General features: G+C 36.1%; 13 protein-coding genes and 1 riboswitch. Of the genes, 11 read left to right on the top strand and 2 right to left on the bottom strand.

Features of this window, described 5'->3' with window-relative positions:
* Nucleotides 1–228: 228 nt before the first annotated feature.
* Complete coding sequence (locus tag ACTNDN_RS19175) at nt 229–1,311, top strand: NAD(P)/FAD-dependent oxidoreductase (RefSeq protein WP_031540195.1); 1,083 nt, start codon at nt 229–231, stop codon at nt 1,309–1,311.
* A 257-nt stretch (nt 1,312–1,568) separates the two neighbouring features.
* Here ACTNDN_RS19175 and ACTNDN_RS19170 read toward each other — a convergent pair whose 3' ends face one another.
* Nucleotides 1,569–2,372 (bottom strand): hypothetical protein, encoded by an 804-nt coding sequence (locus ACTNDN_RS19170; RefSeq protein WP_349205188.1) that lies wholly within the window; start codon nt 2,370–2,372, stop codon nt 1,569–1,571.
* 268 nt (nt 2,373–2,640) lie between these two features.
* Between ACTNDN_RS19170 and ACTNDN_RS19165 the strand changes: the two genes are divergently transcribed.
* Nucleotides 2,641–2,967, top strand: a complete 327-nt coding sequence (locus ACTNDN_RS19165; RefSeq protein ID WP_349205189.1) for an MGMT family protein — start codon at nt 2,641–2,643, stop codon at nt 2,965–2,967.
* A gap of 34 nt (nt 2,968–3,001) precedes the next feature.
* Here the strand turns inward: ACTNDN_RS19165 and ACTNDN_RS19160 are convergent, their stop codons facing one another.
* Complete coding sequence (locus tag ACTNDN_RS19160; protein WP_031540178.1) at nt 3,002–3,952, bottom strand: L-lactate dehydrogenase; 951 nt, start codon at nt 3,950–3,952, stop codon at nt 3,002–3,004.
* Between the two features lie 376 nt (nt 3,953–4,328).
* A riboswitch (TPP riboswitch) is annotated at nt 4,329–4,428 on the top strand.
* 140 nt (nt 4,429–4,568) lie between these two features.
* Here ACTNDN_RS19160 and tenA point away from each other — a divergent pair.
* The 9 genes from tenA to ACTNDN_RS19115 all read left to right on the top strand — a co-directional run bounded on the left by tenA (nt 4,569) and on the right by ACTNDN_RS19115 (nt 14,954).
* On the top strand, nt 4,569–5,255 hold the full coding sequence (tenA, locus tag ACTNDN_RS19155; protein ID WP_031540179.1) for a thiaminase II: 687 nt from the start codon (nt 4,569–4,571) through the stop codon (nt 5,253–5,255).
* Nucleotides 5,252–5,848 carry an ECF transporter S component gene (locus ACTNDN_RS19150; protein ID WP_031540180.1) on the top strand — a complete coding sequence of 199 codons (597 nt, stop codon included), beginning with the start codon at nt 5,252–5,254 and terminating at the stop codon, nt 5,846–5,848. Before tenA ends, ACTNDN_RS19150 begins: the two co-directional genes overlap by 4 nt.
* Nucleotides 5,826–7,442, top strand: coding sequence for an ABC transporter ATP-binding protein (locus ACTNDN_RS19145; protein WP_035416772.1), 1,617 nt, complete (start codon nt 5,826–5,828; stop codon nt 7,440–7,442). Before ACTNDN_RS19150 ends, ACTNDN_RS19145 begins: the two co-directional genes overlap by 23 nt.
* Nucleotides 7,443–7,458: 16 nt before the next feature.
* Nucleotides 7,459–8,142 carry an energy-coupling factor transporter transmembrane component T family protein gene (locus tag ACTNDN_RS19140; RefSeq protein ID WP_268817948.1) on the top strand — a complete coding sequence of 228 codons (684 nt, stop codon included), beginning with the start codon at nt 7,459–7,461 and terminating at the stop codon, nt 8,140–8,142.
* Between the two features lie 275 nt (nt 8,143–8,417).
* Nucleotides 8,418–9,851: a PTS system trehalose-specific EIIBC component gene (gene treP / locus ACTNDN_RS19135; RefSeq protein WP_048718075.1), complete on the top strand. Its 1,434-nt coding sequence runs from the start codon at nt 8,418–8,420 to the stop codon at nt 9,849–9,851.
* A gap of 492 nt (nt 9,852–10,343) precedes the next feature.
* Nucleotides 10,344–11,603, top strand: a complete 1,260-nt coding sequence (locus ACTNDN_RS19130) for an extracellular solute-binding protein (RefSeq protein ID WP_441131821.1) — start codon at nt 10,344–10,346, stop codon at nt 11,601–11,603.
* A gap of 227 nt (nt 11,604–11,830) precedes the next feature.
* On the top strand, nt 11,831–13,132 hold the full coding sequence (locus ACTNDN_RS19125) for an ABC transporter permease subunit (RefSeq protein ID WP_441131819.1): 1,302 nt from the start codon (nt 11,831–11,833) through the stop codon (nt 13,130–13,132).
* A gap of 1 nt (nt 13,133) precedes the next feature.
* Complete coding sequence (locus ACTNDN_RS19120) at nt 13,134–13,970, top strand: sugar ABC transporter permease (RefSeq protein WP_284561743.1); 837 nt, start codon at nt 13,134–13,136, stop codon at nt 13,968–13,970.
* A gap of 111 nt (nt 13,971–14,081) precedes the next feature.
* Nucleotides 14,082–14,954 (top strand): DUF1189 family protein, encoded by an 873-nt coding sequence (locus ACTNDN_RS19115; protein WP_109768771.1) that lies wholly within the window; start codon nt 14,082–14,084, stop codon nt 14,952–14,954.
* The last annotated feature ends 6 nt before the right edge of the window (nt 14,955–14,960 follow it).

The following is a 14,960-nucleotide window of genomic DNA, read 5'->3' as shown; positions in this document are numbered from 1 at the left end:
AAGAAAACATTTAGAAAACGGATACAAAATTAGAAGTTTTACTTTATAAAAAGGGAGCTAAAAAAAACTCCCACAAAAACTTGACTCAATCAGTTTTATATATAGGATTGAAAAAATTCAAAAAAAAAGGTAGTATTTAAATGAGAATGATAATCAATATAACTAATAGACAGAACGATTTAAACATATATATAGTACAAAACTTTCAAAATAGGAGTGAGCAGGTTAATGGATCATAGAGAACTATTCGATGTGACAATAATTGGTGGCGGACCAGCAGGACTGTATTCTGCTTTTTATAGTGGATTAAGAGAAATGAAAACAAAAATTATAGAATTCTTGCCACAGTTAGGCGGAAAGCTGCACTTATATCCTGAAAAAATGATCTGGGATGTTGGTGGCATCACTCCAATGCCAGGTGAGAGGTTAAGAGAGCAGCTAGTACAGCAAGGACTGACCTTTAAGCCTGAGGTAGTAACGAATACGAAGATTCACTCCATTTCAAAAGATAAGGAAGGAATTTTCTTATTAGAAACGGATTCAGGACAAATTCATTACTCCAAAACGGTTATTGTAGCAGTAGGAAGCGGAATAGTCACTCCACAAAAACTAAAAATAGAAGGTGCCGAAAGGTTTGAAGTCTCCAATCTAAACTATACGGTGAAATCTTTAATGCACTTTAGAGATAAAGTGGTCGTTCTTTCTGGTGGCGGAAACTCAGCAGTGGACTGGGCACTTGAACTAGAGCCAATTGCAAAAAAAGTGTATTTAACATGTAGAAAAGATACACTTGCTGGTCACGAGGCAAAAGCAAGAGAATTGTTAGAAAGCAATGTTGAATGTTTATTCCATACTTCTATTACTAAACTGATTGCTAACGAAAACCATAATCGTATTGATTCAGTTGAATTAACGAATACAAAGTCAGAAGATGTAACCACTGTAAAAGTGGATGAAGTAGTTATTAATCATGGATATGAAATGGATTCTTCCTTATTAAAAAATAGTAAATTAAAAATTGACATGCTTGAAGATTTTTACATAGCAGGTAATGTTAATAGTGAGACATCTGTGCCAGGTATATTTGCGGCTGGGGATATTCTTAAGCATGAAGGTAAAGTTCATTTAATTGCAGGAGCTTTCCAAGATGCAGCGAATGCAGTCAATAAAGCTAAATTATATATCCAGCCTGAAGCAAGCAACAGTGCTATGGTGTCGTCCCATAATGAACTATTTGAAGAAAAGAATAAAGAATTAATTAAAAACATGATTCATTGCGACGACTGTTCAGTGATGAAAGTACGTGCATAAACTTTATTTTTAAGTGGTTTCAAAAAAAGAGTTATTGGAGAAGGAGATTTACTTTTCCAATAACTCTTTTTTTGTTATATAGATAGGGGATAGGCTGAAAAGCATGCGAGTTTGGCTGAAAAATCGAAAAGTTTGGCTGATAAACCGAAAAATTTAACTGAAAAGAAGATTGAAGTAATCCGATAAAACGAAAATCCTGCTGAAATCAAGTTAGTTATAGTGGAATTATTCAAGTTTGCGCTAGCCCCAGTTACAAATCATTCTGTTGAGACAGTCATCATTAATGCATTTATCGGTACTTCTGCTGTTTCAAGAGTATAAACAATATTTCCTTCTTCCCATCTCACAGTAATTTCTACTTCCTCTGCATTCTCTGGATAGTTTACTTCGATTCTTCCGTTCTCATTAGGAACAGGGAGCGCATTCTCTTCCAAATAATCCACCATTTTTCTGGCGATATCAGCGGTATCTAATTCATCAGCAGAGATCGATTTAATTTGCAGGACCCAACGTCCTTCTTTCCAAACCAAATACGAACTTCCAGCTGCTCCTTCTTTCATTCCCGTAATTTGATAGCCTAAGTCTACTTTCATATCATCTGGTATAGACTCTAAGGAAACCTCTGGGAAAAGTTCCTTTTGTTTGCTAGAATCATCGAATGTTTCTGCCTTAAACGTTGCAATCATGTTCTCATTAGTAGCTAACGATTCATCATTGATCGTGACTGGTTCTTGTGTTTGATAAAAGGAAATAGAATATTCATCTGTTTCATTTTTATTAATTTTGGCACCTATATATTCAGTATCTGTTATGGGGAATTTTGTTGGCAATTTAGATTCTTCCATTTTTAGCATAGACCGGATTTCTGTCAATTGTTCATTGGTTGAGGAAGGATTGGGTTCCACAGTCGTTTGATTTCCTTCTGCACTAGCTTGTCCATCCGCATTTTCTTCCTGTGCAGGTGAATTAGCTTGACTTGCTTGACTCTCTGTTGACTCATTGGAGCAGCCACTTATGATAAGCGAAAAAGTGAAGAGTAAAAAGAATAGAATATTTTTCATCCATAGAACTCCTTTCTAAGTCTTATTATTAGATTTATTCCCTATAAAAAGAAAAAAATGAGTTTTATTAAAATCTTTATAAAAAATAATGTTTGGCATTGGAATAAGAAAGAGTTGATGGGGGGAAGTCACAAAAAAAGAAAAACAAACACATACAAATTTCCCTAACCCAATCACTGCACCAATAAAAGGGCAATCTTCTTTAAATACGCTACATAATTCTGATAAAATGTTTAAAAGATATTATATAAGACAGGAGATATAAAGAATGAAGCCTTTCACGAAAAGGGTGGTCAACATTATTTGTGCTATTCCAAAGGGAAAAGTAATGACATATGGGCAAATTGCGAAGATTGCTGGCAGTCCAAGGGCCGCAAGACAAGTAGTTAGAGTTCTTCATACCTTATCGGAGAAATATCAACTTCCCTGGCACAGAGTGCTTAATAGTAAAGGATGCATTGGATTAACAGGTGAACATGGTCAGCTTCAAAGAAGGATATTAGAAGAAGAGGGAATGATATTTCAGCAAAATGGATCGATCAATTTAATAGAGTATGGTTATGAGCCACTTCATTTAATAGAAGAAATGAAATAAAGCCTATTGCAGTTAATGGCAATAGGCTTCTAACTTAATTTAAAGCAGAGTTCATTGTTTGTTTAAGTACTTCCACAGAGTGGTTAAATTGTTCTGCTTCTTTTTCATTTAGTTTTAGTTCAAGAACCTCACGGATTCCTTGACGATTAATAATAGCAGGAACACCAATATAGATATCTTTATGGCCATACTCTCCATCTAGGTATGCAGATACTGGTAAAATAGAATTTTCATTTCCAAGAATCGCTTTGGTAATACGGACAAGGGACATTCCGATTCCATAATAAGTCGCACCTTTACGCTCAATAATATGATAAGCAGCATCGCGGACATTAATGAAAAGTTCATCTAGGTCTTTTTGAGAGTATTGATCATTTTTAGCTAGCTTTGTATCAATGCTTTCTAATCCAATGGTTGTACTACTCCATACTGGTAGCTCTGTATCTCCATGCTCACCGATAATAGCAGCATGAATGTTGCGTGTATCTACATCGAAATACTCCCCTAGCATATAACGGAAACGGGCAGAATCTAATGTAGTCCCAGAACCGATTACTCGCTCTTTAGGAAGACCAGACTCTTTCCAAACGACATAAGTAAGAATATCAACTGGGTTTGTGGCAATTAAATAAATGCCATCAAATCCGCTAGCAGTAATTTCTTTCACAATGCTTTTGAAGATGCTTGTGTTTTTGGCAACTAAATCTAAACGAGTTTCTCCTGGCTTTTGAGGTAGACCTGCAGTGATAACAATTAAATCAGCATCTCCACAGTCAGAATAGTCGCCTGCCCATACTTTCGTTGGAGCCGGGGCAAATGGGATCCCATGATTTAAATCCATTGCTTCCCCTTCTGCTCTTTTTTTGTTTACATCAATTAAAACAAGTTCTTCTGTAACACCTTGGTTAATTAATGAATAAGCATAGCTACATCCTACAGCACCTGTACCAATTAAAACGACACGATTTATATTTTGTTGTTTCATCTTTTGCAACTCCCTTTTTCAAATTTAATAGATTAATAGTATTTAAAGCTATTTCATTACAAATGGAGAACAAGATTCGTTAAACAATTACTTTGTAGCTACTTTTCTCCATAGTATCTTATAAATCTTTCTTTTGTAAAATGTTATTACTGTTTATATAGTGATTATATACTTAAATTATGTGAAAAACATCACATGAATATGTCTATTTTGTGAAAGTTCTTCAATAATAGGAATTCCCAGCCACATATTAGAAGTTACTTTAAAAATATACCCTTTTAACAAATGAGGTAAGCAGAATAATTAAAAAAGAATGAAGGGAAAATGATTGACAAAAATTAGAGGTTTTAGGTAATGTATTAAGTAATTGAATAGGAAAATCCACTGGGGGAGCCTTTTTGGCTGAGACAAGAATACTTGGACCCTTTGAACCTGATCTAGTTCATACTAGCGTAGGAAAGTGGAGTCGGCCTAGAATAATACTGTTATTTTATTCATGATAAAGCCACTCCATTTTTTGGAGTGGCTTTTTAGCATTGCAAAGTTGCTCCATGTTTTCCTTTTCATTAAAAATCTTAATGTAGGTCTTCTAGGACCAAAAGAAGGAGGAAATCAAGTGAGTTTTTCACAAGAATTACGCAAGCAAGCTGAACCAATCTTTCAGGCAATTTTTGAACATCCATTTGTTCAAGGGATTGGCAAGGGGGATTTAAAGAAAGAACAGCTCATTCATTATGTGAAACAAGACTTTGAATATTTAAATGCCTTTATGAAGATTTACGGATTGGCGATTTCAAAAAGCACGAACAGAAAGGATATAGAGCTATTTAATAACCAAATTTCCTTTGTGCTACATAGTGAAACACATCCGCATAATAATTTTTGTGAAGTAGCAGGTGTTAAATACGAGGACCTACAAGGGTTTCCGGTAGCTCCTTCTGCTCACCATTATATCCGACATATGCTAACGGTTGCCCATCAAGGCGGCATAGCGGATATTATAGCAGCTCTTTTGCCTTGTCCATGGACTTATGTAGAAATCGGGAAAAGGCTTTTAGAAAAGGTAAATCCAGATAGTACCCATCCTTTTTATGACTGGATCCATTTCTATGGTGATGGTCCTATGACTGTCACAACACCTCTTTGTCAGCGATTAGATGAACTTGCTGAAACGCTTAATGAAGAACAGAAAGGCAAGCTAATGGAGTATTTTCTATTAAGCTGTCAACTAGAATATAAGTTTTGGGATATGGCTTATCATCTAGAAGAGTGGCCAGTGAAAACCTTTGAGGTGATTGTATGAACTGGAAAATTAAAGAGGTAGTCTTATTAGTTGTAATTGCCGTAGCATGTGGGGTTCTTTATATGGGATGGTCCACTTTATGGCTCCCAATTTCCGCACTTGTCGGGCCAGTTGGAGCTAACTTTATGTTCGGAATATGGGTTATTGCGAGTCCAATCGTTGCCTATATTATACAGAAACCAGGTGCGGCCTTAATAGCAGAAGTAGTTGCAGCATCAGTAGAGCTTTTAATTGGCAGCCATTTTGGTTTATCCGCATTATTAATAGGCGTATTTCAAGGAATTGGAGCGGAAATAGCTTTTGCAGTCTTCCGCTATAAAAAATACCATGTTTCAGTCTTAATGCTGTCAGGGGCACTCGCAGCTTGTGGAAGCATGTTATATAGCATTATTGCGAATGGTTTTTCCTATTATACGACGACGACACTCATTCTAACCTTTATTATACAGGTAATTAGTGGTCTTCTTTTAGGAGGATTATTAGCCAAAGCAATTGTGGAGGGGCTTGGTAAAACAGGTGTCCTGAATGGATATGCTATTTGTAGATCGAATCGGAAGAAGGAGAATAATGATGAGTTCATTGTTAGGATGTAATCATCTATCTGTGCGCTTTTTTGAGGACAAGGAGCCTGTCCTCAAAAAAGTTACACTGCATATTAATCAAGGAGAAAAGGTATTAATTCTCGGTCCGAGTGGCAGTGGGAAATCTACTATTATATCTGTTTTAGCTGGCATTATTCCGGAACATATAGAAGCCTATGTGTCAGGAGAAGTAATTAGAAGGAAAAGGGCAGGTGTCCTTTTCCAAAATCCTGATACACAGTTTTGTATGCAGCATGTAGATGAAGAAATTGCCTTTAGTTTGGAAAATAGAAAAGTGCCTAGGGAACAAATGGATGGGATAATCTTTGAGGTGCTTGAAACAGTAGGATTAATGATAGAGCCACATACCCCTATTGCAAACCTTTCAGGAGGAATGAAGCAACGGTTAGCGCTAGCTTGTCTATTAGCATTAGAGCCAGAAGTACTCTTTTTGGATGAACCCACTGCGCAGCTTGATCCTTCTGGCAGAAAAGAAGTTTTTGAAGTGATAAAAAATACAGCAGCTAGAACTGGTCAAACGATGGTGATGGTCGAACATGTTTTAGATGGATGTATAGAATGGATGGATCGTGTTATTCTCTTGAATAAAAATGGGCAGATAATTGCTGATGGGAAACCTGAAATGGTCCTTAGACAGTACAAAGAGGAGATGCGAGAAGCTGGAATTTGGATTCCCCAAGTCTACCCTTGTAAGTGGGAGGAATTCATTCAAAATGAAAGTCATCCAAGGAGATTAGAACTAATCAATAAGTATGAAAGCCAAAATGGCATAGAAAAGTCTGGAGGGCTTGACGATCCGCTTCTTGAAGTGAAGCATTTAGAAGCTGCTTATAATAAAGAAACCATTCTAGAAAACATAGATTTAACCGTGAATAAAGGAGAATGGATTGCGGTAATTGGGAACAATGGGGCAGGTAAAAGTACTTTCTTAAAGATCCTTGCTCATTTGAAAAAGAGCAAAAAGGGAGATATTCACTTTCATGGAAAGGCCTTGAAAAAGTGGAGAGAAAGAGACTTATATCAGCACTTAGGCTTTGTATTCCAAAATCCGGAGCTTCAATTTATTAATCAAACGGTCTTTGATGAAATTTCGTTTTCTGGTATGCAGTATCAATGGAAGGAAGCGGATATTAATCAGCGAACTATAGAGCTTTTGAAGGAATTTGGTTTAGAGCCATTTCAAAATCAGCATCCTTTTAGCCTTAGCTTTGGACAGAAAAGAAGATTGAGTGTAGCGACCATGCTGTTATTAGATCAAGATATTCTTTTATTAGATGAACCTACCTTTGGGCAAGATGCGAAATCTTCTCATGATTTATTACAGGTTCTTGAAAAAAGAAAGAAGGAAGGAACTTCTATTATAATGGTTACACATGATATGGATATTGTCGATCAATATGCAGATAAGGTTGTAGTCCTACATCAGAAGAATATTGCTTTTTCTGACCATCCATATCTTCTTTTTTCCAATCAAGAGCTTTGTAAAGAGCTAGCTGTTGTACCTCCTCTTCATTATCAATTAATCGCAGATTTAAAGGAGGCTGGAGACAATCAAAAGCAACGAGTCTTACCTATCACATCTTAATCCAGCGATAAAATTAATGACACATATTTTGTTAATGGTTATCTTAATGACGATTCAAAGCGCATTTTCTACATTAGCAATCTGGATATATGTGATGTTACTTGGTTTAATGCTAGGAGGATGGAAGGGGAAATTTCTTGTTAAAGTGCTTCTTCCTTATTCCGTCTTTTTTGTACTTACATTTTGGATGTTGGCAGCATTTGGAAAAGGAGAAACAGTTGTTTGGAAGTGGGCATGGTTTCAAGTAACAGAAGAAAGTATAAGAAGTGGCTTCCTTATTTCTATGCGCATGCTTGCCTTCGTTACAATTGGCCTGCTTTTTACTACAACGACTAATTTATATGAATTAATGATGAGTCTTATCCATCAATGGAAATTGTCTCCGAAATGGGCATATGGAATGCTGGCAGGATTTCGCTGTATTCCCATGTTTCAATCTGATTTAGCACAATTGAAAGAAGCACATCGGGTTCGAGGGTATAAACATAGCGGAACATGGAAAGCCTTCTTCCGTTATGCGGTTCCTTTGTTGACACAAGCTATACGTCGTTCAGAGCAAATGGCAATGGCGATGGAGGTAAGAGGATTTACAGGGGAAAGGGATCGAACGTATTTTCAAAAAACGTTTATCACTTTATATGATTATCTTTATATTAGTGTGATGTTAATTGTGGGAATTTCTCTGGCACTATTACTGTGAGTTATAAATAAGCAGATCTATACATTTATTTATTACAATAGCATTTTATCTTTTTGTAGGGAATAAATTGTAGAGGTCTGTTTTTTTTTTGCGCACTAGTTTCCTATCTTTTTCTGTTTCAAAATATTTATTTTTTATTATATTGACACCTCCTGTATATACAACTATAATGAAAACGTAATCAAAAACTTGTATATACAGGTTTTAGGTATGCAATAGGAATTATAAATGATTGATAAATACATGGGAGAAAAGGAAAAAAGGAGGAAAGAATGATGGGGAAATACACAGAACAGGCAAAAGAACTTCTTGAACACGTTGGTGGAAGCGAAAACATTTCTGTTGTGACACATTGTGCAACAAGAATGCGCTTTGTTTTAAACGATTCATCTAAGGCTGATATAGACAGCATTGAAAAAATAAAGCTTGTAAAGGGAACATTTACGCAAGCAGGGCAGTTTCAGGTCATTATCGGAAATGAAGTCTCATCTTTTTACAATGAATTTATTGCTATTGCAGGAGTGAGTGATACATCAAAGGATGAGGCAAAAGTAGCGGCAAAACAAAACATGAACTTTCTGCAAAGAATGATAGCCCATTTAGCGGATATTTTTACCCCTCTAATCCCAGCTATCGTAGTTGGGGGATTAATTCTTGGTTTCCGAAACGTAATTGGAGAAATCAAATTAGTAGAAGACGGAACAAAAACTTTAGTAGAGGTTTCACAATTTTGGGCGGGAACAAATAGTTTCTTATGGTTAATAGGGGAAGCAATATTTCACTTCCTGCCTGTAGGGATTACGTGGGCAGTGGCAAGAAAAATGGGAGCTACTCCAATTCTTGGGATTGTATTAGGGATTACATTAGTATCCCCGCAATTATTAAATGCTTATTCGGTAGCTTCTGCAGAAGAAATTCCATTTTGGGATTTTGGTTTTGCTCAAGTTGACATGATTGGTTATCAAGCGCAAGTGATTCCAGCTATTTTAGCGGGTTTATTACTTTCTTTCCTAGAGTTACGTTTGCGTAAAATAGTGCCAAATGCCATTTCGATGATTGTTGTACCATTCTTTGCATTAGTGCCTACTGTTTTAATTGCCCATACCGTACTAGGTCCAATCGGATGGAAGATAGGTTCAGTCATTTCAGATGTTGTATACTCTGGATTAACCTCTACTTTAGGCTGGTTATTTGCAGCAGTATTTGGTTTTGCTTATGCACCACTTGTCATTACAGGATTACATCATATGACGAATGCAATTGATTTACAATTAATGAGTGAATTTGGTGGAACAAATCTATGGCCAATGATTGCATTATCCAATATTGCACAAGGATCAGCGGTACTTGCGATGATTTATTTAAATAGAAAAGACGAAGAAGAAAAACAAGTATCCATTCCAGCAACAATCTCTTGTTACTTAGGAGTAACAGAGCCTGCCATGTTTGGTATAAACTTAAAATACGGCTTCCCATTTCTAGCCGCAATGATTGGGTCTTTATTTGCCGCCATTATCTCTGTTGGATCAGGTGTAATGGCAAACTCTATTGGAGTAGGTGGAATACCAGGATTTCTATCAATTCAACCGAAATATATGGTTACCTTCGCAATCGCGATGGTTGTTGCAATTGTAATACCAATTATTCTAACAATCATTTTCTCTAAACTTAATATGGGGAAAGTTTCGTTAAAAAGAGTAAAAGGATAAACCTTTATTAATAAGAGCCAAAATTATTCCCTTAAAGAGGAATAGTTTTGGTTTTTTGTTTTCAAGTGAAAGTGGATGCTCTCTGCGCCTGTTAGTAGGAAAAGAAAGACGAAAAGGTAACAGAGAGCCCGTCTCTGAGCCCGAAAACAGGAAAAGAAAGACGAAAAGGTAACAGAGAGCCCGTCTCTGAGCCCGAAAACAGGAAAAGAAAGGCGGAAAGGTAACAGAGAGCCCCCTCTGAGCCCGAAAGCAAAAAAACAAAGTCAAAGAAGTAACTGAGGAAGGAACCCCATCAAATCACCACTAATCCCAAATAACGGTTAAACTATAGAAAACACGCAAATTAACGTATATTTACCCAACATTAGGTAATCTATGCATTGATGTGTGTGGATGTTACATTCTGTTATCGGTAACACAGAGAAAGCGATTGCATTAAAACGGTTTCAAATTTACAATGAGAATGTGAGATAAACAAGGAGGGAAAATTTCATGAAAAGTTATAAAAAACTATTAATGTCAGGAGTAGCATTACTTACTGCATTCTCTTTAACTGCTTGCGGCGACAATGATACGAAAGAAAGTTCAAAAGGAGGATCTACTGACGGAAAAGAAACATTAACCGTGTCAGTTGATGGCGATGGGTATAAAGAATATATTGAAAGCATTAAAGGTGATTTCGAATCTGAAAATAATGCAGAAGTAAAAGTAGTAGTAATGGCAATGACAGATCAAGCAGATGCTTTAGCATTAGATGGTCCTGCCGGAACTGGTCCAGATGTATTTATCGCTCCTTATGACCGTGTTGGTTCAATGGGTAGCCAAGGTCATTTAGCTGAAGTGACAACACAGCCAGAAGGAATTACAGATACAGAATCAAAGCTAGTAACGTTTGAAGGAAAACAATATGGTACACCATTTGTTATCGAAACTTTAGTAGGTTTTTATAATAAAGATTTAATTAGCGAAATGCCAAAAGATTTCTCAGAGGTAGAAGCATTAACAAAAGATAGCAAATATGCATTCGCATCTGAGTCAGGCAAAAACACTGCATTCTTAGCAAAATGGACAGACTTCTATTTTAGCTATGGATTAGTTGCAGGATATGGTGGATATGCATTTGGAAGCGAAGGAACAGATCCAACTGATATCGGTTTAAATAATGAAGGTACAATTGATGCGATTAAGTATGCAAAAACTTGGTATGATCAATGGCCAAAAGGTATGCAAGATGTAACTGGTTCTGGTGACTTTATTACAGAAATGTTTACTACAGGGAAAACAGCTGTAATTATTGATGGTCCTTGGATGGCATCTACTTATCAAGATGCTGGTGTAAACTATGGTGTTGGTACAATTCCTACATTACCAAATGGTGAAAAATTCGCTGCATTTGGTGGAGGAAAAGCTTGGGTAGCTTCTTCATATGCTCAAAATCCAGAATTAGCTGCTAAATGGTTAGAGTATGTTGGTAATGCTGATAATTCAACAAAATTCTTTGAAGCAACAAACGAAATTCCTGCAAACACTATCGCACGTGAAGCAGTTCCTGCTGATAATGAATTAGCACAAGCTGTTATTGCAAACTTTGAAAACGCTTCTCCAATGCCTAATATTCAACAAATGGCTGAAGTATGGGATGGCGGACAATATCTAATGTTTGATGCTGTTTCTGGTGCAAAAACACCTGAACAATCCGCAGAAGATACAGTGAAGAATATTAAAGAATCAATTGAACAAAAGTATAAATAAGTAATAAAAAGGAAGGGAGTATTTAACTCCCTTCAGTCGAAATTTCTAATTATCAGCAGTGATAATTAGAAATTTCTTCTTTCATTACGCAATCGTTTGCATTGAAAATGCTTTCGAAACGAATTGGTTTATCAAAAAAAGTTGGTTGAGTGATGATTTCTTTTGGTAAATCAATAAATTACCATTTATGCAACAATATGCAATTTATAGAAAGGGGATAGCCCATAATGAGTCAAAATGAAACATACCATAAGCAGAAAGCATCCCTGTTATCCATTATTCCTGGATTAGGACAGTTTTATAATAAACAAGCATTTAAAGGAATAATCTTCTTTGCTCTCTTTTTAGTTTTTGTAATAGAGATGGCACTTACTGGATTTCAGGCTTTAGAGGGTTTAATAACATTAGGAAGTGTACCTCGTGATGATCACTCGTTATTCCTAATGATTAAAGGAACACTGCAATTAATCTTATCTGTTATCTTTTTATTCTTCTATATCTTGAATATCATTGATGCTCGCAAAATTGGAGCTTTAAGAGATAGAGGAGAAAAAATTAATACAAAAACAATGGATATTTTGAAAAACCTTTGGGAGCAAGGATTCCCATATATCTTTACATTCCCATCTTATATATTAATGGCTTTCATCATTATTTTTCCGGTATTAGTAACATTATTCATTGCTTTTACAAACTATGATTTTCAGCACATTCCACCATTTAAGCTAATTGATTGGATTGGATTTGAGAACTTTACAAATATTTTCTTCTTAAGTTCTTATCGTGCAACATTTATGAAAATTCTTGTATGGACATTGATTTGGACTTTTGGTGCAACCACTTTACAAATTGTTCTTGGAGTCGTTGCAGCGGTTGTATTACATCAGAAGCATGTAAAAGGAAAATCATTTTTCCGAATTCTATTCTTATTACCATGGGCAGTACCAGCATTTATTTCTATCATGGGATTCTCTAATATGTTCAATGACAGTATTGGTGCCATCAACGCCCAAGTAATTCCGTTGATTAATCACCTTCCGCTCATTGATATACCGGCAATCTCTTGGAAGACAGATGCGACTTGGACAAAAACCGCGCTAATTATGATTCAAGGATGGCTTGGCTTCCCGTATATTTTTGTCATGGTAACTGGAGTACTGCAATCTATCTCAGATGATCTATATGAAGCGGCAAACCTTGATGGGGCAAGTGCTTTGCAACAATTCCGCAACATTACATTACCGATGATTTTATTCGCTACAGCGCCAGTTATGATTACGCAATATACATTTAACTTTAACAACTTCTCTATCATCTATTTATTCAATGAAGGTGGGCCGGGAAGCATCGGCTGGAATGCAGGATCAACAGATATTCTCATTTCATGGATTTATAAATTAACAACAGGTCAAGCACCACAATATGCAGTTGCAGCAGCGGTAACACTGATTATTTCTGCAATCGTTATTGCGGTATCACTCATAACGTTTAAGAAAACTAATGCTTTTGGCAATGAGGAGATGATGTAGGATGAGTATGAAAGCATCGCGACTAATAAATAGAATATTGACGTATGGTTTTCTCGGAATCCTATCAATAATAATCATTTACCCATTATTGGTCACAGCATCAAGTGCTTTTCAAGCAACCAATATGGCGGCGTTTACGTTGAAATTAGATGCAAACTGGGGACTAGATAATTTCCAACGGCTTTTCAGCGAAACCAATTATTTAAGCTGGTATAAAAATACGATTATCATCGCAGTCGCAGTTATGATTGTGCAAGTAACATTGGTAACTCTTTCTGGATATGTATTCAGTCGTTATCGCTTTGTAGGAAGAAAATATAGCTTAATTTTCTTCTTAGTTATTCAAATGGTTCCAACAATGGCAGCATTAACTGCTTACTACGTACTAGCAACAGTACTTGGAGCAATCGATTCTTATTGGCTATTATCATTAATCTATATCGGCGGTGGAATACCAATGAACGTATGGTTAATGAAGGGATACTTTGATACAATTCCACGTGAATTTGATGAAAGTGCACGTATTGATGGAGCTGGTCATTTGAGAATCTTTGTACAAATTAATTTACCATTAGTGCGTCCAATGCTTGCAGTTCAAGCTTTATGGGCATTTATGACACCATTTAATGATTTCTTATTATCTAAGTTCTTATTACGCTCCAACGAATTATTAACATTGGCAGTTGGATTACAAACATTAATTTCCAACCCACGTGAACAAAAGGTAGCATTATTCGCAGCGGGGGCAGTACTAGCAGCATTACCAATTGTAGTCTTGTTCTTCTTCCTGCAAAAGAACTTCGTATCTGGTTTAACAAGCGGTGGTTCAAAAGGATAAAAATAAGAAAATATTAGTTTAGAGGGGTGTCCGCTAAAACGGAGTGTGTGATGCGGACGCCTCGAAAATAAGAAATATCGCAGAATTTTAAAGTAAGAGAGTGGGAGTACAATGAAGAAATCGGAACCATTTTTGATGCAATATTTTAAGTCTATTATTACACCGACAAATGTATTTAAGGGTAAGAATCTATTAACATGGCCAAAAATGATCTTCCTTTTTATTTTCTTAATTGCATGCATGATGATGCCAACGTCTATTCAAATGGCTAAATTAACTACCTTCCCATTTGAATTTCTATTTCCACGGACAGCCGAATTAGTAACAGATGACTTTGTAGAAGCATTGTCCTCTAAGCAAGTGAAAGATGGAAAACTAATGGGAGTAGAGAATCAATATGCAGAAGAAACAGATGGAAATGTTATTGCAATTGACAAAGACAATAAATATGAGATGACTGGGGAAGATCAGACATTTGGTATAAAAGGATATGCCAATGCCGTTGTTTTTAAAGAAGACTATGCAGTAATTGCGGAAGATAATGGATTCGGATTTCAATTGTATTATCCAACAAATGAGGAGAAATATCCTTTTAAAATAGAAAGCAAGGAAGATGTCCTGCAATATATCGGAACTTTATGGTATGTGCAGAACAAAGCCTTTCTTCTGCCAATCCTGTTACTATTACTAGCTGGTTTATATATAGCGATGAATGTGCTGCAATTTCTATTTATGTCACTTGTTTTATGGCTAACAAAGAAATCCAATATTACGAATATAAGAACCTTTAAAGAGGCAGCGAACATTGTCCTTAATGCAGCAGGTTTACCAACCATTTTAGCAGTAATTTATGGATTCATTCAATTTGATGTAGCGACATTAATCATGATTCAAGGACTTGGAACGGTATTAATGATTGCATTTGCATTTTTTAGAACAGGTTTTAAGGAAAAAGGATTAAAGGTAGATTCAGATAAAGCATAGGGAGAG

Source organism: Niallia sp. HCP3S3_B10, from assembly GCF_052064465.1.
Classification (GTDB): domain Bacteria; phylum Bacillota; class Bacilli; order Bacillales; family Cytobacillaceae; genus Niallia; species Niallia hominis.
The sequence above is the reverse complement of the archived record's forward strand: the minus strand, read 5'-3'. Positions and strand labels throughout refer to the sequence as shown.

What these genes read in the sequence shown, in the direction of transcription:
- ACTNDN_RS19175 (WP_031540195.1), top strand. Translation starts at nt 229, where the DNA reads ATGGATCATAGAGAACTATTCGATGTGACAATAATTGGTGGCGGACCA.
- ACTNDN_RS19170 (WP_349205188.1), bottom strand. Translation starts at nt 2,372, where the DNA reads ATGAAAAATATTCTATTCTTTTTACTCTTCACTTTTTCGCTTATCATA.
- ACTNDN_RS19165 (WP_349205189.1), top strand. Translation starts at nt 2,641, where the DNA reads ATGAAGCCTTTCACGAAAAGGGTGGTCAACATTATTTGTGCTATTCCA.
- ACTNDN_RS19160 (WP_031540178.1), bottom strand. Translation starts at nt 3,952, where the DNA reads ATGAAACAACAAAATATAAATCGTGTCGTTTTAATTGGTACAGGTGCT.
- ACTNDN_RS19150 (WP_031540180.1), top strand. Translation starts at nt 5,252, where the DNA reads ATGAACTGGAAAATTAAAGAGGTAGTCTTATTAGTTGTAATTGCCGTA.
- ACTNDN_RS19145 (WP_035416772.1), top strand. Translation starts at nt 5,826, where the DNA reads ATGAGTTCATTGTTAGGATGTAATCATCTATCTGTGCGCTTTTTTGAG.
- ACTNDN_RS19140 (WP_268817948.1), top strand. Translation starts at nt 7,459, where the DNA reads ATGACACATATTTTGTTAATGGTTATCTTAATGACGATTCAAAGCGCA.
- treP (WP_048718075.1), top strand. Translation starts at nt 8,418, where the DNA reads ATGGGGAAATACACAGAACAGGCAAAAGAACTTCTTGAACACGTTGGT.
- ACTNDN_RS19130 (WP_441131821.1), top strand. Translation starts at nt 10,344, where the DNA reads ATGAAAAGTTATAAAAAACTATTAATGTCAGGAGTAGCATTACTTACT.
- ACTNDN_RS19125 (WP_441131819.1), top strand. Translation starts at nt 11,831, where the DNA reads ATGAGTCAAAATGAAACATACCATAAGCAGAAAGCATCCCTGTTATCC.
- ACTNDN_RS19120 (WP_284561743.1), top strand. Translation starts at nt 13,134, where the DNA reads ATGAGTATGAAAGCATCGCGACTAATAAATAGAATATTGACGTATGGT.
- ACTNDN_RS19115 (WP_109768771.1), top strand. Translation starts at nt 14,082, where the DNA reads ATGAAGAAATCGGAACCATTTTTGATGCAATATTTTAAGTCTATTATT.